15 protein-coding genes are annotated in these 18319 nt (G+C 58.7%); 4 read left to right on the top strand and 11 right to left on the bottom strand.

Annotated features, from left to right (window positions below; all coding sequences use genetic code 11):
- A partial coding sequence (locus HMPREF0178_RS22435; RefSeq protein ID WP_009379717.1) for a sigma 54-interacting transcriptional regulator occupies positions 1-1227 on the bottom strand: 1227 nt, incomplete at its 3' end.
- Positions 1228-1357: 130 nt separating this feature from the next.
- Here HMPREF0178_RS22435 and HMPREF0178_RS05475 point away from each other — a divergent pair.
- Positions 1358-2392, top strand: coding sequence for an ABC transporter substrate-binding protein (locus HMPREF0178_RS05475; RefSeq protein WP_009379715.1), 1035 nt, complete (start codon positions 1358-1360; stop codon positions 2390-2392).
- A 381-nt stretch (positions 2393-2773) separates the two neighbouring features.
- On the opposite strand, the gene HMPREF0178_RS05470 is transcribed toward HMPREF0178_RS05475, so the two are convergent.
- Positions 2774-3781 carry a TRAP transporter substrate-binding protein gene (locus HMPREF0178_RS05470; RefSeq protein ID WP_009379713.1) on the bottom strand — a complete coding sequence of 336 codons (1008 nt, stop codon included), beginning with the start codon at positions 3779-3781 and terminating at the stop codon, positions 2774-2776.
- Between the two features lie 727 nt (positions 3782-4508).
- On the opposite strand from HMPREF0178_RS05470, the gene HMPREF0178_RS05465 reads away from it, so the two are divergent.
- Complete coding sequence (locus HMPREF0178_RS05465) at positions 4509-4928, top strand: PaaI family thioesterase (protein WP_009379710.1); 420 nt, start codon at positions 4509-4511, stop codon at positions 4926-4928.
- A gap of 128 nt (positions 4929-5056) precedes the next feature.
- Here the strand turns inward: HMPREF0178_RS05465 and HMPREF0178_RS05460 are convergent, their stop codons facing one another.
- The 7 genes from HMPREF0178_RS05460 to HMPREF0178_RS05430 all read right to left on the bottom strand — a co-directional run bounded on the left by HMPREF0178_RS05460 (position 5057) and on the right by HMPREF0178_RS05430 (position 13013).
- Positions 5057-5941, bottom strand: coding sequence for an ABC transporter ATP-binding protein (locus HMPREF0178_RS05460; RefSeq protein ID WP_009379707.1), 885 nt, complete (start codon positions 5939-5941; stop codon positions 5057-5059).
- A 12-nt stretch (positions 5942-5953) separates the two neighbouring features.
- Positions 5954-6730 (bottom strand): ABC transporter permease, encoded by a 777-nt coding sequence (locus tag HMPREF0178_RS05455; protein WP_009379705.1) that lies wholly within the window; start codon positions 6728-6730, stop codon positions 5954-5956.
- A gap of 14 nt (positions 6731-6744) precedes the next feature.
- Entirely contained in the window at positions 6745-7581 is an 837-nt protein-coding gene (locus tag HMPREF0178_RS05450) for an ABC transporter ATP-binding protein (RefSeq protein ID WP_009379703.1), read from the bottom strand.
- Complete coding sequence (locus HMPREF0178_RS05445; RefSeq protein ID WP_009379700.1) at positions 7578-8447, bottom strand: ABC transporter permease; 870 nt, start codon at positions 8445-8447, stop codon at positions 7578-7580. Before HMPREF0178_RS05445 ends, HMPREF0178_RS05450 begins: the two co-directional genes overlap by 4 nt.
- A 149-nt stretch (positions 8448-8596) precedes the next feature.
- Positions 8597-9709 carry an ABC transporter substrate-binding protein gene (locus tag HMPREF0178_RS05440; RefSeq protein WP_009379698.1) on the bottom strand — a complete coding sequence of 371 codons (1113 nt, stop codon included), beginning with the start codon at positions 9707-9709 and terminating at the stop codon, positions 8597-8599.
- 230 nt (positions 9710-9939) lie between these two features.
- Complete coding sequence (locus HMPREF0178_RS05435; RefSeq protein WP_009379696.1) at positions 9940-10335, bottom strand: hypothetical protein; 396 nt, start codon at positions 10333-10335, stop codon at positions 9940-9942.
- 788 nt (positions 10336-11123) lie between these two features.
- Positions 11124-13013, bottom strand: coding sequence for an ATP-binding protein (locus HMPREF0178_RS05430; RefSeq protein WP_009379694.1), 1890 nt, complete (start codon positions 13011-13013; stop codon positions 11124-11126).
- Positions 13014-13444: 431 nt separating this feature from the next.
- Here HMPREF0178_RS05430 and HMPREF0178_RS05425 point away from each other — a divergent pair, with 431 nt between their 5' ends.
- Positions 13445-14413, top strand: coding sequence for an alpha/beta hydrolase (locus tag HMPREF0178_RS05425; RefSeq protein WP_009379693.1), 969 nt, complete (start codon positions 13445-13447; stop codon positions 14411-14413).
- A gap of 203 nt (positions 14414-14616) precedes the next feature.
- Entirely contained in the window at positions 14617-14826 is a 210-nt protein-coding gene (locus HMPREF0178_RS05420) for a hypothetical protein (RefSeq protein WP_005029009.1), read from the top strand.
- Between the two features lie 248 nt (positions 14827-15074).
- Here HMPREF0178_RS05420 and HMPREF0178_RS05415 read toward each other — a convergent pair whose 3' ends face one another.
- Positions 15075-16886, bottom strand: a complete 1812-nt coding sequence (locus tag HMPREF0178_RS05415) for a carbon starvation protein A (protein ID WP_009379691.1) — start codon at positions 16884-16886, stop codon at positions 15075-15077.
- 454 nt (positions 16887-17340) lie between these two features.
- Positions 17341-17772, bottom strand: coding sequence for a hypothetical protein (locus tag HMPREF0178_RS05410; protein WP_009379689.1), 432 nt, complete (start codon positions 17770-17772; stop codon positions 17341-17343).
- Positions 17773-18319: the final 547 nt, after the last annotated feature.

Raw genomic sequence — 18319 nt, 5'->3', positions numbered from 1 at the left:
CCGCCTCGCGCCGGTAAACGCGCCTTCCTCATAGCCGAAAAGTTCGCTTTCCAGCAGCCCTTCGGGGATGGCGGCACAGTTCACGGCCACGAACGGCTTGTCTTTGCGCAGGCTGGCGGCATGGATGCTCTGGGCGAACAGTTCCTTGCCCGTGCCGGATTCCCCGCAGATGAGCAGGTTGGCGTCCGTGGAGGCGTAGAGTACGCCAAGCTCTTTGAGATGCCGTACGTGCGGGGAGCGGGTACGGATGTCCCCAAACGAGTAGCGCGTGGTAAAACCTTTTGATTTTAATTTGTTGCGGAGCTTTGCCTCCGCTTTGTAGATACGCCGGGCGTCGGATATGGAGCAGACCGTCCCCACGTTCTGCCCTTGGAAAAGGATGGGCACGCGGTTGATGACGAGGGTGGTCCCCCGGATGTCGTGGACGCGCCCATGCTCCACCTTATCGCCCGCCAGCGTGTCAGGAGAGAAGACGCCGGGCATAACGGTCCGGATGTGTTCCCCGATGGCTTCTTTTTTCGCGCAGTTGAGGAGGGATTCCGCCGAGGGGGTGATGAGGTTCACTTTGCCCTGTGCGTCGTACACCACGATGCCCTCGTCGATGGCGTCGAGGATGGCGCCGAAGCGCGCGGTGCGCTGGCGTTCGGACCGGCGGGCGCGGGCGACGTTGACCGCCTCAAGGAGCGTCCGCTTGGCGGATATTTCGCCGTCGATGATCTCTAGCGTGGGGAAACCCGCTGCGGTGGCCCATTGGCATACGAGCGTCCCGCGTGCGACGAAGAGCTCCACGTCGGCGGGGTCCAGCTGGATGAGCCGGAGGTGCATCTCGTTTTTGGAGCCGTAAAGGTGTTCCTTGATTCTCATGCCAAGGGCTTTTTCCACGCTGGAAAGACCGGGCAGCGGGGTGGAGTACCGAAAGAACGCGACGTTGCGGACATGCCCCGCATAGGGCTGGAGCGCCTGCAGGAGATCCCATGCGGAGAAGTCGATAGGCACGACGGGTATGGAGGAATTCTGTTTGACGACGTCCACGGTGACGCCGCGGCTGAGGACGACGTCGCAGGTATCCGGGGAGAGGCGTTTCGCCGCTTCGATGGCCTCGTCGAAGGCCAGATCCATGAATTTGATGCGGCAGCGCAGATCTTTGGCGACCTGCCTGAAAATCCGGGCATCGAGGCCCTTGTAGGGCGCGATGAGGGTCATTTGAAATTCGTACTGCGGGAGCATCTCTTTTCCCCGTGCGCTCTGCCTCGTTCCCCGGCGCCGGGATGTGAGGGGTAGGAACGCTTTTTGCTTATGGACGGGCGGCATCCGGGCCTGAGCCCGGTTTATAACATTCAACACAAAGGAACCTGTTATGCGATTCAAGACACTGTTTGCAGTATGCGCGCTTTTCGGCAGCCTGTTTCAGTCGTCGCCCTCCCTGTCCGAAACCCTCCGTACGGCATGGCTTGGCGAGCACGAGGCGTTTTTGACATGGTACGCAAAGGAAAAAGGCTGGGACAAGGAAGCCGGATTGGACATCATCATGCTCCGGTTCGATTCCGGCAAGAGCCTCATCGAAAACGTCAGGGCCTACGACTGGGCCATCGCCGGCTGCGGGGCGGTTCCCGCCATGCAGGCCACCATGAGCGATCAGGTGGAAGTGATTGCCATCGCCAACGACGAATCTTCGGCCAACATGATCCTGACCCGCCCCGAAAGCCCGATCCTTGCGGAAAAGGGATTCAATCCCGACTTCCCGAATGTCTTCGGTACGCCCGAATCCGTCAAGGGCAAGCTCATCCTGTGCCCCAAAAAAACGTCGGCCCGCTATCTGCTCGACAAATGGCTCGCCGCGCTCGGGCTTGAGGAGAAGGACGTCAAGATCGAGGAACTGGAACCGACACCCGCCCTCGGCGCGTTCAAGAACGGGTACGGCGATATCCTCGCCGTCTGGTCGCCGTTCACCCGTGAAGCCGAAACGCTCGGGTTCAAAGTTGCGGCGCATTCGCAGGATTGCGGTGCAACGCAGCCCGTGCTCCTTGTCGCGGATCGCGCGTTCACGGAAAGGAATCCGGACGCCGTACGTGCATTTTTAAGGGTTTACCTGCGCGTTGTGGACGAGATCAAGGCGCAGGGCCCGGAAGCAATGGCTCCAGCCTATGTCCGCTTCGCGGAGGCGTGGATGGGCAAAAAATTTTCCGAGGCCGACGCCGTTGCCGAACTGCGGGAGCATCCCGTTTTTTCTCTGGAAGAGCAGCTTGCCCTGTTCGGGGAAGGTGGGGAAAGCCCGCTGAAGGCATGGCTGGCCGAGATCGCGGCCTTTTCCGAGAAGATGAATCCCGACACGGCGCATCGGCACGCCACGCCCGAAGCCGTCTCGGACCGCTTCCTCAAGGCGCTCAAGTAATCCTCCGAAGACATGGGAAGAAGGCTTTTGCGGCGTTTCCGCAGAGGGCTTTCGGATGCGGCGATTCCGTTTCACCCGGCTTTCCGGCATTTTTACCCGGAACCGGGTGAAACGGCAACAGAAACGCAATGCGGACAGCCTCTTTCCCGTTACACCAGCGTGAAAACGCCTCCCACCCGGGTTCAGGGGCGGGAGGCGTTTTCATGTGTGGGGCTCAATGGAAAAATTTTTCCTGTACAGGGAGGATGCCCCGTTTCCCCGCCCTAAAAGGAAAAGGTGGAAGTGCCGTCAAGGTTGAACGAGTAGCCGGCCCGTTTCCCCGTCCGGAGAGGGAAAGAGCCCGGAGGGCCTTCCGGGCTCAGCGGGTCCGGATGGAAGGGGTTACTTCCAGAGGGGCTTGCCGCAGGCCTTCAGGTAGGCGTTGATGGTTTCCTTGCCGCCTACGAAGTCGGCCATTTCAGGCCAGACCTTTTCCATGGCGGCCTTTTTCCACACGTCTTCGTCTTCCAGCTGCGAGACCTGGAGGCCGTTGTCGATGAGGTACTTCTTGGCCGCGTCAGCCTGCTCGATCTGGTATTTGAGCACTTTTTCCTGCGCGTATTTGCCCGCATCTATCAGCAGTTTCTGCATTTCGGGGGTCATCTTCTTGAAGACGCGCTCGCTGATGACCAGAGGCTGGAGCTGATAGGTGTAATGGACTTCGGTGAGATATTTTTGGTTGGCTTCATTGAACTTATTGGCCTTGAAGCCGATGTAGCCGTAGCACTGGCCGTCCACGACGCCTTGCTGAAGGGCGGTGAAGGTTTCGGCCCAGGAGATGGGGGTCGGGCTGCCGCCGAAGGCCTTATAGGCGGCGATCAGCACGGCGCTCTGGGGCACGCGGAACTTCAGGCCCTGCATGTCGGCCATCTTGGTGATGGGGCGCTTGGCATTGGAGATGTAGCGGAAGTCCGTATAGGTCCACGTAAGGATGCGGAATCCGGATTTTGTGGCATAGCTGTTCAACAATTCCGCAGGAGCGCTGTTGGTGCCCGTTACCACTTCGTCGATGTTGGAAAACAGGTAGGGCAGGGTCAGCAGGCCGAGTTTTTTCTCGAAAGGCACGAGGTTGGCTATGCCGGCCATCGCCATGGGCAGCGTGCCTTTCTGCACGTTGCGGAGGCATTCGCTTTCGTCGCCGAGAGAGCCGCTGTAGAAGCACTGGATCTCGACGTCACCTTTCGTCTTTTCTTCGATGTATTCCTTAAAGGCGTTGCCGACCACGCCCATTTCGGAATCTTCGGGATCGCCAGCGGCGATTTTCAGGGTCTGGCTCGGGGCAGCGAAGGCATAGCCGGTCGACAAGAGCAGGATCATAAGCAGCAGGGACAGGATCTTTGGGCATTTCATCGAGTTTCTCTTCCTTAATGTAAGGGGTTAGAGGCTTGCGACTCACCGTTGGATCGTTTTTTTGATGTATCACCTCCCAGGGTAACCGCCGCAAATAAAGGGCTGCGGGTTGTTTGTAAACGAAAAAATGTTAATTTTTTACTATATTTCATGTAATTTCAATATGTAATAATATATATGAATCAAAATTGATATTTTTGTATAAATAAAAACAAGAAAATTGAGTATAATTATTTATAAAATATACATAATTATAAAAATATGTATATTTTTATAGTATTTTAATATAATTATGAATATTAATGTATAATTATGCGGTTTAACGGAGTATTTTTGTTGCTATAGATATATCAGATTCGTATGAGGTTGTCTACAAGCGACATGATAAAAAAATGGCAAGGACGTCATACGTCCCTGAAATGGTGCTCATACATACGGGGCAATCCCGCATATAGGGCATGATCGCGTGTGGCCCCCGAAGAGGATGTCGATTCGCTGAAAAAGGGAAAAGGCTGCGGTGTGATCCGGCAAAATCGATCTGGATATATGGGGACGGGGGGAGGAAAAGGGGCAGGCTGGGCAGTTCCGCGCGGGGGCTGGCGTTTTCAGGGAAAAAATGTTTGTATGCTGACGGTTGCGCGTACGCTTGGAGAGGCGCTCCGCAGTCCTACAAACAACGCTTTCCGGCGTCCCGCGAAGGCCGCCGCACACGCATCAGGAGGGCAGGATGCCGTCTTACGAAGAAGTCCGTTACCATTTCAACCATCATGATCCGTTCGCCCGGCATATGGGGATCGAGCTCCTCGAAGTCGGGCCTGAGCATGGCGTGGCGATCATGCCGCTGGACGAGCGCCACCGCAACGGCATGGGCCACGCGCACGGCGGAGCCATTTTCGCGCTGGTGGACATGACGTTCGCCACGGTTTCCAATGCCGCCGGGCTCTATTGCGTCAACGCCCAGACGAACATTTCCTACCTCGAGCCGGGGCGCATCGGCCCCCTGCGCGGCGAAGCCCGCAAGATCCGCTCAGGCCGGAATCTGGGGACCTACGACGTCCGCATCACCGATTCGGACGGGACGCTGGTGGCCATCGCCACCGTTACCGGATTTATGACCAAATACCCCATTCAGCCGAAAGACGCGTAGCGCCACATAGGGTGCGCCGACACGAAGCAGCCCGTTCCCGAGCATGTGGGACGGGTTTTGTCGTGTCTGGCCATCAGAACTGAAAAAGGCGGGGATTCCCCGCCTTTTTCGGTTTGGCCGCCGTTGCGTTACTTGTGGTCGCCCATGCGGGGCTGGGCCTGATCCTGCCCGAGCTGGGAGTAGGCTTCGAGAAAATCCGCCGCGTTGACCGCTCCCGTGGCGAAGGACTTCATGGCTTCGTCGTGCAGCAGTTCCAGGACTTCACGCTTGATGTCCACGTATTCGGGCATGGCCATCATGTCGAAGGTGCGCGGGCGGGGCAGGTTGACGTCCATGACCTTCTTGACCTGGCAAGGCTGGTTCGTCAGCACGACCAGACGGTCGGCGAGGAAAATGCCTTCCTCCAGCTCGGAGGTGACGAACAGGTTGGTCCCCCGGTGCTCCTCAAAAAGGCGCACGTAGTATTCCTGCATGAGGGCGCGGGTCATGGCGTCCAGACCGCGGAAGGGTTCGTCCATCATCATGACCTTCGGCTGGTTGATCATGGCGCGGACCAGTTCGGCGCGGCGCTGCATACCACCCGAGAGCTGCGAGGGGTACTTGCTGCGGAAATCCTCGAGACCGACCATTTCCAGCAGCTTCATGGTCGTGTTTTCGAGGTCCTTGCCGCTCAGCTCGCCGCGCACGCGGGGGCCGTAGCTGACGTTTTCGAACACGGTCATCCACGGGAACAGTGCGGTTTCCTGAAACACGACCAGACGGTCGGGGCCGGGGCCGGAAACTTTTTCCCCGTCGATGAGGATGCTGCCCGCGTCGGGCGTCTCATAGCCCGCCAGCATGTTGATAAGCGCCGACTTGCCGCAGCCCGACGGCCCGATGAGGACGGTGAGCTTGCTTTTTTCCAGCGTGAAGGAGCAATCCTTGATGACTTCCTTGTGCAGGGGGCCGATGCCGTAGCCCTTGCAGAGGTTGGCGACCTGCATTTCGCCGTATCCCATACCGATGTCGCTCATGGTCGCCTCTCCTTAGAAGGTACGCAGCCACGGGGTCATGCGAGTGCCCGCGAAGCGGATAATGGCCGAACAAACGTATCCGGCGATGCCGATGCTCATCATGCCGATGATGATGACCGGGAATTCGCCCGCAACGTAGGCGCTCCACGTCAGGTAGCCGAGGCCGGTGCGGCTGGCGATCATTTCGGCGGCGACCACGACGGCCCACGTCACGCCCATGCCGACGGTCATGCCGACGACGATGCTCGGAAGGCTGCCGGGGAGCAGGATGTGCCAGAACATGTCGGAACGCGAGGAACCGAGGGAGCGGGCCGCCCGCAGGTAGCGGGCGTCGATGCTGCGCACCCCGTCCACGATGTTGATCACGACGATGAAGAACGCCCCGAGGAAGGTCACGAAGACCATACTCATTTCAGGGGTGGGCCAGAAGATGACCGCGACCGGAACCCACGCCAGCGGCGGAACCGGGCGCATGATTTCGAACACCGGATAGATGAGGTTGTGCGCCGCCTTGCTGGCCCCGAGGAGCAGGCCCAGAGGGATGCCGATGACCTGCGCGAGGACGAAGCCACCCACGATGCGCATCATGCTGTCGCGCCACGAGATCCAGTAGAAGGCTTCGGTAAGCTGCTTGCCCATGGAGCCGATGACGGACGAGGGCGCGGGGACGTTGCCGATGATCGGCACGTGCAGGCGGGTGCAGATTTCCCAAACGACGGTGAATACGATGATGGAGATGATGCCGCGCCGCGCGGTTGCGCTGCACAGGCTCTTTTTGATCGACGACATGGTGTCTCCTTCGGTTACATTTCCCGTTCGCCGGCCTTGAAGGCCTTGAGGGCTTCCTCATGGACGGCGGAGATGCATTCTTCCTTCAGCCGCGTGTAGGTCGGCGAGGACAGCACGCGGAAGTCGCGGGGGCGGGGGATGTCCACGTCGAGGATCTTTTTGATGGTCGCGGGGCGGGTGGTCATGATGTAGACCTTGCTCCCGAGGAAGATGGCCTCTTCAAGGTCGTGCGTGATGAAGAACACGGTGGTCTTGCTCCTATCGTACACCTGAAGCAGGAACTGGTGCACCACGGTCTTGGTCAGGGCATCCATGGCCCGGAACGGCTCGTCGAGCAGGAGCACGCGGGGGTTGTTCATCATGGCCCGGGCGATTTCCACGCGGCGGCGCATGCCTGAGGAGATTTCGCTCGGGTAGTTGTTTTCGATGCCCATGAGGCCCATCTGGCCGAGCATCTCCATGGCCTTGTCCTCCGCCTCTTCCTTGCTCATGACTTTCTGGACGATGGGCCCGAAGGTGACGTTCTCGAGCACGGTGAACCACGGGAACAGCGCGCCGTTCTGGAAGACCACGATGCGGTCGGAGCCGGGCTGCGCCTGCTTGTCGGCGGAGCAGAGCACTTCGCCGTCGAGGAGGATTTCTCCGCTACTGATGCTGTGGAAGCCTGCGATGGCGTTGAGGAGCGTTGTTTTGCCGCATCCCGAAGGGCCGACGACCACGCAGAACTCGCCGGGGGCGATGTCCATGGTGCAGCGGTCCACGGCGAGGACCTTGGCGCCGTCGGGATCGTATATCTTGCTGACGTTGTTGATCTGGATGTGCCCGCGCGTGGGCGTTTCGTTGCCGCTCATCGTACTTCCTCCCTGACCTTCCACTGCATGAGGCGGTTGCCTATCATACGGATGAGCAAGCTGCTCAACGAGCCGATGACGCCGAGCGTGATCATGGCGATGATGATCACGGGGTACTGCACCAGCATGAACGAGTTCCAGATGAGGTAGCCGAGGCCGTATTCGCCCGCGAGCATTTCGCCCGCGACCAGAGAGAACCACGCGTACCCCATGCTGATCTGGAGGCCGGTGAAGATGAACGGCATGGCGCCGGGCAGGATGACCTTGAAGAATACGTCGCGGGGCCGCGCGCCGAGGGAGCGGGCCGCGCGGAAATAGGATTCGTCGATGGACTCCACGCCGAGCAGCGTGTTGAGCACCGTGGCGAAGTAGGAGCCGAGGAACGTCAGGAACACGATGGACGCCTCACGGCCGGGCCACATCAGGATCGCCAGCGGGACCCATGCCAGCATGGGGATGGGGCGCAGGGTTTCGAGCAGCGGGAATGAGTAGTCCTTGAACGTCTTGTTCCAGCCCATGAACAGGCCGGTGGGCACGCCGAGGAGCGTGGCGAGCATGAAGGCCTGGAACACGCGCCAGACGCTGATGCCGATGTGGGCGTAATAGTCGCTGGTATAGATGGAGATCCCGTAGACGGGGTCTTTGGAGACCCATTCCTGGAAGCTGGCCACGGGGCCGGGGAGCTTTTCAAAATAGGGCAGCTGGAAATATTCCGTCGTCAGGTACCAGAAGAGTACGAAGGCCACCAGACCGAGCGCGTTCAGGTACGGGGTCGGACTCTTCAGCCAGAGTTTCGTATTCGCCAGCGTCACTTCCCAGGCGCTTGGGCCTTTGGTCGTCTGGCGTTGCATGATGGCTTGGCTCATGGGTTTCCCCTCGGGGTTGGGGTGGGTTCAGCTTTGGGAAAGGCCCGTTTGAGGCGCAGGGGCTGAGACGCGGCCCTCGGGGGAGGGCCCGCCGCAAACGGTTTTCGTTGCGGTTCCGCTCCGGCGGGGAACGGAACCGCTGGGACCGGTTAGTTCTTGAAGGGGCAGTCGGCCGCCTTGGCACCCTTGATCACGCCGAGGGCGGCGTCGGGGCTGGCGGGAGCGTATCCGGCTTCCTTGAAGACTTCGCGGGCGAGCGAGTCGTCGACGGTGCCGTCGGGGAGCTTTTCCATGCTGATGATCTTGGACTTGAAGAGGAAGGGCGCGACTTCAACGATGTTGGCGTTTTCACGGTCGCCGAAATAGAAGTTCTTCCATTCGCGGACGGGGTCGGAACTGTCGGAGGGGACGAGGCCGTAGATGGAGTACCACAGCACGTTCTTCGGGATGCCGGTGGCGTACTTGGAAACCATGTTGATGACGTTTTCCCAGTTGGCGGGATCGAGCATGTAGCGCTGTGCTTCGAGTTCGGCGCGCAGGTAGCCCTTGGCCACGTCGGGGTGGTTCTTCACGAAGTCGGCGCGCATGTTCAGGATGCCGAGGTCGGGGTTGTCGCAGGCGCTGCCGTCGGCCACGATGCGGGCGGTGCCTTCGCCTACGTCGGTGGCGATACGGGACAGGGTGGGCTCCCACAGGGAGGCGGCGTCGATCTTGCCGATGCGGAAGTTGGTGGCGATGACTTCGATGGACTGGTTCAGGTATTCGCCCGGCTTCACGTTATACTTTTCAAAGAAACGGCGGAGGTACTGGTCGGACGCGCTGCCCTTGGGGGCGGCGATGATCTTGCCGTCGAGCCAGCGGGCGACTTCTTCGTTGCTCTTGAATTCGGGGGCGTCCTTGCGGACCACGACGAGCGAGCAGCGGGTGCCCTTGGACATGCCGAGGGTGGCGACCATCTTGATTTCCGCCTGCTTCGGCTTGGAGCAGAGGATGGTGGCGGGCATGACGCTCATGTAGCCGACCTGCGCCTTGTTCGCCAGCATGTTGTTGGCGACGACGGTGCCTTGCAGGGCGGGCTGGAATTCGATTTCCGTACCGGCGGGGGTATACTTCTTCCAGAGCCCCAGTTCGGCGTTGACGATGGCCTGATAGGAGATGGTGTCGTAGGGCTGGAAGCCAACGACGAACTTTTCCGCCGCGGCGGGGGAGGCGAGCAGACCGAGGGAGAGCGCGAGCGTTCCGAGAAGAGACTTGATCTTCATGGCTGTTTCCTGTCGTAATGCGTCACAGTGTGGATGCGGGGCATCCGGGACGTACTGCGTTCTTCCGCCAGGCGGCCAGCCTGAGGCGAGGAGACGAACGCCGAGAGACGGAGGCTTTGCGGAAAAGCCCGTCGGGCGGAACGGTACATCCGGACCGGAATCGACATGGGAAAACAAGGCGCGTGGAGGGAACGGCCCCCAAGAGGAGACGAAAGGCCGTTCCCGGTCCGCTAGACGGACGCGGGGGGAGGCAGGGGAAAGGCGACGAGGCCGCGCCAAGAGGGGAGGAGGGTCGAGACGGCTTCACTGAGCCGGACAGGACGTTCCGGCTGAAGCATGGGGGAAAGCCCGCTCAGGGCAAAGGGCGGCTGAGAACCGCGGGTCTTCTTCTGAAACGATTTCTCGGCAGGCGCTGGGAGCTCGTCCGTCCGGCCTTTGAGCACAGCGGGCAGCCGGTTGTCCAGCAACTCGGCGGCGGGAGCCATTTCCGCATGGTGGGTGGGGCGTACGTTCAGTTCCCTTTCCGCTGCCGCGAGCAACATCCCGCCCGCCGCGAACAGGAGCAACGCGGCGACCTGCACGAACACCGTGCGGAAAAGCGAGAGTCTTTCGGAAGCGTATCGCATACATCATTCCCTTGTTCAGAAGACGCCTGAACGGTTGGGCTGTATGGGGACTATGGACGCCTGTGCCTCAAAGGACTTTGTTCCTGTGAGAACAAGAGAGCACGTTTCCCGAGTGGGTGTCAATGGGCTTTTGCAGGCATATGCATAGGTTAGGAGCTTTAACGTACTCATTCTGAGAGGTATAAAAGCAATCTCGGCGCTTCACCATAAGGGGTATAAGGCATACGGATTATCAATCAAATCATATGAATAAAGTGAGGTATCTTTTTGTATACATTCGACAAAAATCATTTACGAATTGGAAACTTTTTTTGATCTGCCGTGCCGGCTGTATGGGGATTGGAATTAATATTTTATATTATACTGATATTTATAATAAAAATATTTTGTGAACAAAAAGACATGCAATCCCGCGAGAAGATCCTGCCAGTTCTAATCCGTTTGGGTACGCAGAAATACAGCGTTCCACACACCGCGAGGCGGCAGGTATGGATTGGGGGCTGCAAATAAGGGCGATTTGAAAAAAGAGAGCGGAGCACCAGAACGTGAAAGCCTCTCGCGTAGCCGGAGGGTACGGGATTGGAACCCGCATGTACGGGAGGGCATTACATATCCGCCAGCGCATGGCGGCGTACGGAACGCTGCCTGATTCATTATGGAACCTGCTGCATGTGAATGTGCTCTCATAGGGGAAGGCTCTTGGGCTGTTCCCCACAGGAACCGCACAGAGAAACGGCCGCCTTTGAGGCGGGAAGGCTGCCCGTTCATAGCGGAAAAAACCGTCGGCGCTAAGCTTCCTGGGTATCCGTTTGTTGCGGGTACAGCCACGTCTGGAGCATGGAACAGATCTGATCGATGTCCACAGGCTTGCCCAAATGCCCGTTCATACCGGAACACAGGGAGCGCTCGACGTCTTCCGTAAAGACGCTGGCGGACAGTGCGAAAATGGGGATGCTGGCGGCGTCTTCACGGGGCAGCGCACGGATGGTCCGGGCCGCGTCAAGGCCATCCATGATCGGCATTTGTATATCCATGAGGATCGCGGCGTATTCTCCCGGAGCGGAACGCTCAAACAGGTCCACGGCCACCTTGCCGTTCTCGGCGCGGACGACCCTCAGGTTTATGTAGCCAAGCAGATTTTCAAGGACTTCAGCATTCAATCCGTCATCTTCGGCAAGGAGGAGCGTCTCTCCACGGAAAAGGCAGCGTTCCTCCGCGTTTCCTCCGGCGGTCTCGTTTTTTTCTGTCGTTTCGGTGCGCTCCAGAGGGATATCCACGGTGAAGCGCGTTCCCTTGCCCAGTTCGCTGTCCACAGCGATGGAGCCTCCCATCAAAGCAGTCAGGTTGCCGATAATGGCAAGCCCCAGCCCGCTCCCCGAGCTTTTCCGCCGGGGGGCGGCATCTTGCTCGAAGGGGAGGAACATCCGTTTCTGGAAGGCATTGCTCATGCCGATCCCGTTGTCTGAGACGATGAAGCGCACAGCCTCCTGCCGCCCCGTACGCCGTAACGATTCGACGCGGAGGGTAACTTTCCCGTTTTCATCCACGAATTTAAGGGCGTTGGACAAAAGGTTCATCAGTATCTGCTTGAGCCGCATGGGATCGCCGACATACATCCGTCCGATGCGGGGATCGACGGACGTTTCGAAAACAATGCCCTTGGCTGTGGCGCTGCTGGAGGTGAACAGCGTCACATCGTCAATGATCCCAGCAAGATCAAATGGTTCTGAGGCCAATTGCATCTTGCCGCTTTCGATTTTGGAAACATCAAGGATGTCATTGACCAAGGAAAGCTGGAACTGGGAGGCGAGGGCTATTTTGTCTATGCATTCGTTGAGGCGTTCAGGATCGCCGGCGTTCTTTTTGGCGATTGCGGTCAGGCCTATGATGGCGCTCATGGGCGTGCGGATATCATGGGACATGCGTGACAAGAAAACGCTTTTGGCCCGATTGGCTTCCTCGGCCTGCTCTTTTTTGCGGTTGATTTGGAACGTGGCTCCGCCGATGCCGAGCACGCCGATAAACCCGATCAAGCCGAATGTCAGTCCAACCATACTGTTGCGTTGCTCAACCGAGGCAAGGATGGGAAAGGCGGAAATGGATACGCTGATGCCGCCGAGCACGTCCCCGATTTTGTTTCTCTGATGGCATTGCAGGCAGCTTTCCTCCGCCCGCAGCGGTGCCATATAACGGTAATACGCACCCCTCCGTCCCGGAACAAGCTGAAACCGCTCGGTCTTTCCCGCATCGAAGTCGAGCAGGGCACTCGTTTCCCATTGGTCGGGGCGGTTTTGCGGGCGTTTGGGGGACAAGCCGCAAATATGGAAGTTCATCGTCTTGGACTGGAAGCGTTCCGCGATTTGCCGGGTCATATAGGCTGGATTGAACCTGACAAGCCGCCGCCCGTCCGCGGTGAGGAGCGTGCGCTGATCTTCGGGAAGCCACGGGTTGGGCTGGCAATTGGGCTGTTCGGTGGCCCAGACGCCGCCCCGGTCGGCATTCCAGCCGCGTGTATTCACGATGCTGGAAAAGAGGGTCCTGGTCTGGATCTGCGCCAGCTCTGTGGCATTTTCATCTTCACGCTGCACGGTCCATTGAAAAAGCGCGAAGAGCAGAAGGCACCAGAGCAAGCTCAACAGGAGAGGAAGTCGCAGCACATGCCAGCGTAGAGCAATCATCTGTTTTTCCTAGCTGTGAAAGGCGGATGCCTTCTATTGTTTGAAAAATTTTTTTTATTGTATGTCCACCTTCCCATCAGATCAAGGCGGAATAAAGAATAGAGCGTTCTGTTTTTATTTAACATTTTATTGTAAATAACATGGAATACGATAAATGGCATGAATGGCATGTCGGACGGAACGGATATGATCGCTACGTATTGCCAAGGGCAAGAAACAGCACTTTGTAAGCGGTATTTTTGCCGCATCTCGTCTGAAACTCCCTATTTTTTGCGAAAAGAAAATCTTGATCCGCTTCCCGGCACGTTTCTCATTGCCGTCTATGCCGCTGGGCACTACTCTGCGTGTAACCCTCCGAATGACATATCGTTTATTTCTACGAGGAGGGGCTGGACGACACCTTTTTTATCATTCCCTGCAAGGAGTCCCTTATGCCCGCAGCATCTTCCCGTTCGCCTCATCTGACGAAGGCGACGAAAGCGTTTGTCGACGCCATCACCGCTGAAAACAATCCGCCTCTGTATACCCTTCCGCCCCAGGCCGCCCGAAGGATTCTGGCGGACGCGCAGGCCAAACCGATCAAGAAACTCGCGATGGACATGCATGACGAAGATTTGCCCGTAGGGCCCACGGGTAAGGTCCCAACCCGGTTCATCCGGCCCGAAGGGGTTGGCGGAAAGCTGCCGATCGTTTTTTACTTCCACGGCGGCGGCTGGATCCTGGGGGACAAGGATACGCATGATCGTCTGGTGCGCGAGCTTGCCAAAGGAGCCAAGGCCGCCGTGGTCTATCCGAACTACACGCCCTCGCCCGAGGCCCAATATCCCGTACCGCTCGAACAGGCTTATGCCGCCATGCTCTATATTATTGAACATGCCGACGCCTACGGTTTGGATCCGAGCCGGATCGCCGTGGCGGGGGACAGTGTGGGCGGCAACATGGCCACGGTGATGACGCTGCTCGCCAAAGAGCGGAAAGGGCCGGAGATTGCGTTCCAGCTTCTGCTGTACCCGGTGACGGATGCCAACTTCGATACGGAATCGTACCGTACCTTCGCCGAGGGCCCTTGGCTGACCCGCGAAGCCATGAAATGGTTCTGGGATGCCTATGCCCCGGACGCGCGCCGCCGCGGCGAGATCACCGTCTCCCCGTTGAGGGCCACGCCGGAACAGCTCGCCGGGCTTCCCCCGGCCATGATCATCACGGCGGAAAACGACGTGCTGCGCGATGAGGGCGAGGCCTACGCCCGCAAGCTGATCGAGGCCGGAGTGCATGTGGCCTGCGTGCGTTACAACAACACGCATCATGATTTTATGATGCTGAACGCCCTTGCGGAAACGACGCCGACACGCGCCGCCGTGGCGCAGGCCGCCGCCGCGCTCAAGAAAATGCTGCACTGATTCGAGTGACGGCTGTGCCCCCGGCCGGAGCCCATCGGCCGCCGGAATGAGGCGCCCGTAACGGAAATGTTGCGGGCGCCTTTCCCTGTGCGCCTTCCGTCTCTGGACAGGCCCTCCGTTCATAGCTATTTTAGGGGCGGTTACTGCTTCTTCTTTTCCGGGCGCTCTCGGACGGAAGAAAGGTCTGATGAGGAGCCGTTTTTATGGTTGAACAAGACGAACTTTTGGAAATGCTTCCCTGTTCCCACTGCAAGAACGAAAAACCCCACTTGGTTTCGTGCAGGCCAGAAGGACGGACAGCGGATTTGTGGCGTGTGGAATGCCCCTGCGAGAAGGCCCCGACCCAGTGGTCCGTGTCCAAGACCGCGGCTGTCCGCCTCTGGAACAGGTATATGACCAATATGAAGGAATAGCTTGCCGCTTCCGGATTCCGGCGTCCTCGGAAGGGCGCTCCGACCTTCGCGGGGAGGCTCTCCGCGAGTCCGTTTCGGCTACACAAAAATCCCTCGTGACGTGAACGCCACGAGGGATTTTTTGTGGGGGAATCTCTCCGCGCGGCGGGTTGTACGCCGCGCTGCTGCCCTCTTCTACGAAATGCTTTGGAGAGGGAGGGGAGAAGGAACCGGCTCCTTTGGGATGAGGGTTCCTTCTCCGGATCTCTCTATTCTTGTACGATTTCCTTCACTTCATCGCCATAGGGGTCGCGCACGATCTTGGTTTCCTTCAACAGGACGGACCAGCGGCGCAGCGTACCGATGATGACGAAGCCCATCATGACCATGACCAGCACGCTCAGCGAGGCAAGCAGGTACTTCTGGGTGGGGATGTACTGGTACATGATCAGCCAGATGCCCGCCCAGAAGGTGATGAAGGTCATGAAGATGCCGGGGGCGGCGGTGATCCACGCGTACTTGGTCTTGTTCATGCGCAGCAGCATGGTCGTGCCGATGAGCAGCGTCACCGAGGCGAGGAGCTGGTTGCTGATGCCGAACAGGGGCCAGATGCTGGAAATGTCGCCGGTGTAGACGAGATAGCCCCACGCGCCCGTGAACAGGAAGCTGGTCACGACGATGCCGGGCCACCAGTTCTTGTCGCCGAACTTGGGGATGACCTTGCCGATCATTTCCTGCAGGAAGAAACGGCCAACGCGGGTGCCGGCGTCCACGGCGGTCAGGATGAATACCGCTTCAAACATGATGGCGAAGTGGTACCAGTAGCTCATGAGGTGGGACATCCACGGGATCTGGCCGAAGATGTGGGCCATGCCCACGGCGAGGGACACGGAACCGCCGGGGCGGTGCATCAGGCTTTCGGCCACCTCCTTTTCCAGCGTGGGCAGGTCGACGACGGACATGCCGAGCGCCGCGAACTTGTCGGCCGGGGCGTTGATGGCGAAGTAGTCGGCGGGCACGAGCACGCAGGCGGCGATCAGGGCCATGATCGCCACGAAGCCTTCAACGAGCATGGCGCCGTAACCGACGAACAGCACGTCGCGTTCCTTGCCGATCATCTTGGGCGTGGTGCCCGTGCCGATGGTGGCGTGGAAGCCGGAGAGCGCGCCGCAGGCGATGGTGATGAAGATGAACGGAATCACCGGGCCGCCGACGATGGGGCCGCCGCCCTTGGTGAATTCGGTGAACGCGGGCATGTTGAAGTCGGGCATGACGAACACGATGCCGAGGGCCAGCGCGCCGATGGTGCCGATCTTCAGGAAGGTGGACAGGTAGTCGCGCGGCAGGAGCAGCATCCACACGGGCAGGACCGACGCGGCGAAGCCGTACACCGGGATCAGGATGGACATGGGCTTCTTGTCGATGTCGAGCCAGCCGAATGTTTCAGGATGGGCGGCGACATAAGGCCCGGTCAGGATGCACAGGGCAAGCAGGACCACGCCGATGATGGAGGCGCCGAGCACATCGCCCTTGCGCCAGATCTGCATGTACAGGCCCATGATGATGGCGATCGGGATGGTCGCGGCCACGGTGTAGGTGGACCACAGGCTGTTGTGCATGGCGTTGACCACGGCGATGGACAGGCCCGCCAGCGTCAGCAGGAGGATGGCAAGCACGGCCCACGCCGCTACGGAGCCGGTCGTCTTGTCGATTTCCTGTGAGGCGATGTAGGCGAGGCTCTGCCCCCGGTGCCGCACCGAGGCGAACAGCACGACCATATCGTGCACGCCGCCCGCGAGCACGCAGCCGATGAGAATCCAGAGCAGGCCGGGCATGTAGCCGAACTGGGCGGCCAGCACGGGTCCGAGCAGGGGGCCGGCTGCGGCGATGGCGGCGAAATGGTGCCCGAAGAGCACGTACTTGTTGGTATCCACATAGTCGTGGCCGTCGGAGTACTTGACGGCCGGCGTCACACGGGCGTCATTCAGGTTCAGCACCTTGTTTGCAATGAACAGGCCGTAAAAACGATACCCTATCGCAAAGATACACAAGGCTGCGAAAACCACCGTAAGAGCGTTCATACGAAACCTCTGTTGGTGAAGGTGGCACATACGGCGATCGGGCGTCCGCCGCGATCGTATCCTCTAACCCCTCTCCCGTGTGCCGTCCGGCATCGCTCAGGAGCGGTCCTCATATATGAATTCAAGGGAAACGGTTCCCCTGTTGCATCCGTCGGGATGCGTCCCGCGGGCCCCTCGCCCGCGGCATATGGATCGGTGTTGTCTTTTGTTGTGGGAAAAGCTCCGCGAGCGCTGTTCGCACCCGGAGACCTGTTTGCAGGATCAAACAGTCAGAGGGCGCATAGGCGCGGCGTCGGGCAAACCGGGGGCGTGGAGCCGCCTCTCCGTCGTCGTTTCGCCGGAGCCTGCTGCTTCTTTTGGGGCGCAGGTGGGGAGAAACTCCCTTTCAGAGGAGCTCGCCCGTCAGCACGGGACGGCGGGAAGATCGGCCGGTCTGGGAGGCGTCGCGTCGCGGTCAGGCGAGCAGGGGAGGGGGCAGGGCGAAGGAGACGGGGCCGTCCCATCCCGCATAGGGGAGGAAGGCCTTTTCGTAGGCGGGGAGAATCCGTTCGGCAAAGGTGGGCGTGGGCAAGGCCGACGCGAACGGCTGGAAACCGTGATGGCGCGCCAGAAGGTTGTGCTGTGTGGGTTGGTTCAGGCGCTGCGGGCTCTTGACCTCCTGCATTTCCTCGTGTCGGAACAAGAGGCGCGTTTCGGACAGCTCAACGGACTCCCACGGCAGCAATGACGTGGGACGCAACAAGCCTTCGTTGGGGAGGTTGTCGACGATGGGCACGGGGCGATCATTGGACGTAAGCAATCCGCCAAAGAACAGGATAACACTCATCAGACCCATGAGCAGCATGTGCCATGTGGGTGAGAGGCTGTTTCTTTGGCTGGCGTACATATTCCGTATCCCGTGTTCTTGTGTCTGCCGACTTTGTACTGTTTGGAACAATCGGTAATCTCGTCAGGAATGATTGTCAATGAGATGTTGAAACGCCGTTCTCACGGGAAAGGGATGTTCTCTCATCGGATCGCACAAATTGTGGGTTGCTTACAGACGGATTCTCAAAAAAACGGTTTCTGATATTTCGAAAACGTTATAAAAAGTTTTTTAGCGTTTTGAATACGGAAAAAGCGCGGAAACAATGCTTCAGGTAGACAGCGTATTGCAAAAGAGGAAAAAATATTCTCGTAATATACGAAAAAGAAACGTATGCGGCATCAAAAAAACTGTTTCGTTTTTCCGTGCGGTGAAAAACAGGTGCGGATTCTTCGGAAGGCATCCCTTTATTGGCTTACAGCGCTTGTGTCGCGTTGACTGTTATATGTCGACATTCCTACATGTTGCGCATTGTATGAATTGCAAAATGTATTTACATTACTGGATGGGGTTCATTCCGTTCTTTTACATGAAAAAAAGACTGACAGTCTCCTTTCAGTTCCCCTTC

The sequence above is a fragment of the Bilophila sp. 4_1_30 genome (genome assembly GCF_000224655.1).
Classification (GTDB): Bacteria; Desulfobacterota; Desulfovibrionia; order Desulfovibrionales; family Desulfovibrionaceae; genus Bilophila; species Bilophila wadsworthia.
Note: the sequence above shows the minus strand (reverse complement) of the source record. Positions and strands in the feature narration are given on the sequence as shown.

Bases quoted from the DNA above. Each gene is read 5' to 3' on its own strand.
- HMPREF0178_RS05470 (WP_009379713.1), bottom strand. From the start codon at position 3,781: ATGAAATGCCCAAAGATCCTGTCCCTGCTGCTTATGATCCTGCTCTTG.
- HMPREF0178_RS05425 (WP_009379693.1), top strand. From the start codon at position 13,445: ATGCCCGCAGCATCTTCCCGTTCGCCTCATCTGACGAAGGCGACGAAA.
- HMPREF0178_RS05415 (WP_009379691.1), bottom strand. From the start codon at position 16,886: ATGAACGCTCTTACGGTGGTTTTCGCAGCCTTGTGTATCTTTGCGATA.
- HMPREF0178_RS05455 (WP_009379705.1), bottom strand. From the start codon at position 6,730: ATGTCGTCGATCAAAAAGAGCCTGTGCAGCGCAACCGCGCGGCGCGGC.
- HMPREF0178_RS05460 (WP_009379707.1), bottom strand. From the start codon at position 5,941: ATGAGCGACATCGGTATGGGATACGGCGAAATGCAGGTCGCCAACCTC.
- HMPREF0178_RS05430 (WP_009379694.1), bottom strand. From the start codon at position 13,013: ATGATTGCTCTACGCTGGCATGTGCTGCGACTTCCTCTCCTGTTGAGC.
- HMPREF0178_RS05440 (WP_009379698.1), bottom strand. From the start codon at position 9,709: ATGAAGATCAAGTCTCTTCTCGGAACGCTCGCGCTCTCCCTCGGTCTG.
- HMPREF0178_RS05475 (WP_009379715.1), top strand. From the start codon at position 1,358: ATGCGATTCAAGACACTGTTTGCAGTATGCGCGCTTTTCGGCAGCCTG.
- HMPREF0178_RS05445 (WP_009379700.1), bottom strand. From the start codon at position 8,447: ATGAGCCAAGCCATCATGCAACGCCAGACGACCAAAGGCCCAAGCGCC.
- HMPREF0178_RS05435 (WP_009379696.1), bottom strand. From the start codon at position 10,335: ATGCGATACGCTTCCGAAAGACTCTCGCTTTTCCGCACGGTGTTCGTG.
- HMPREF0178_RS05450 (WP_009379703.1), bottom strand. From the start codon at position 7,581: ATGAGCGGCAACGAAACGCCCACGCGCGGGCACATCCAGATCAACAAC.
- HMPREF0178_RS05410 (WP_009379689.1), bottom strand. From the start codon at position 17,772: ATGTACGCCAGCCAAAGAAACAGCCTCTCACCCACATGGCACATGCTG.
- HMPREF0178_RS05420 (WP_005029009.1), top strand. From the start codon at position 14,617: ATGGTTGAACAAGACGAACTTTTGGAAATGCTTCCCTGTTCCCACTGC.
- HMPREF0178_RS05465 (WP_009379710.1), top strand. From the start codon at position 4,509: ATGCCGTCTTACGAAGAAGTCCGTTACCATTTCAACCATCATGATCCG.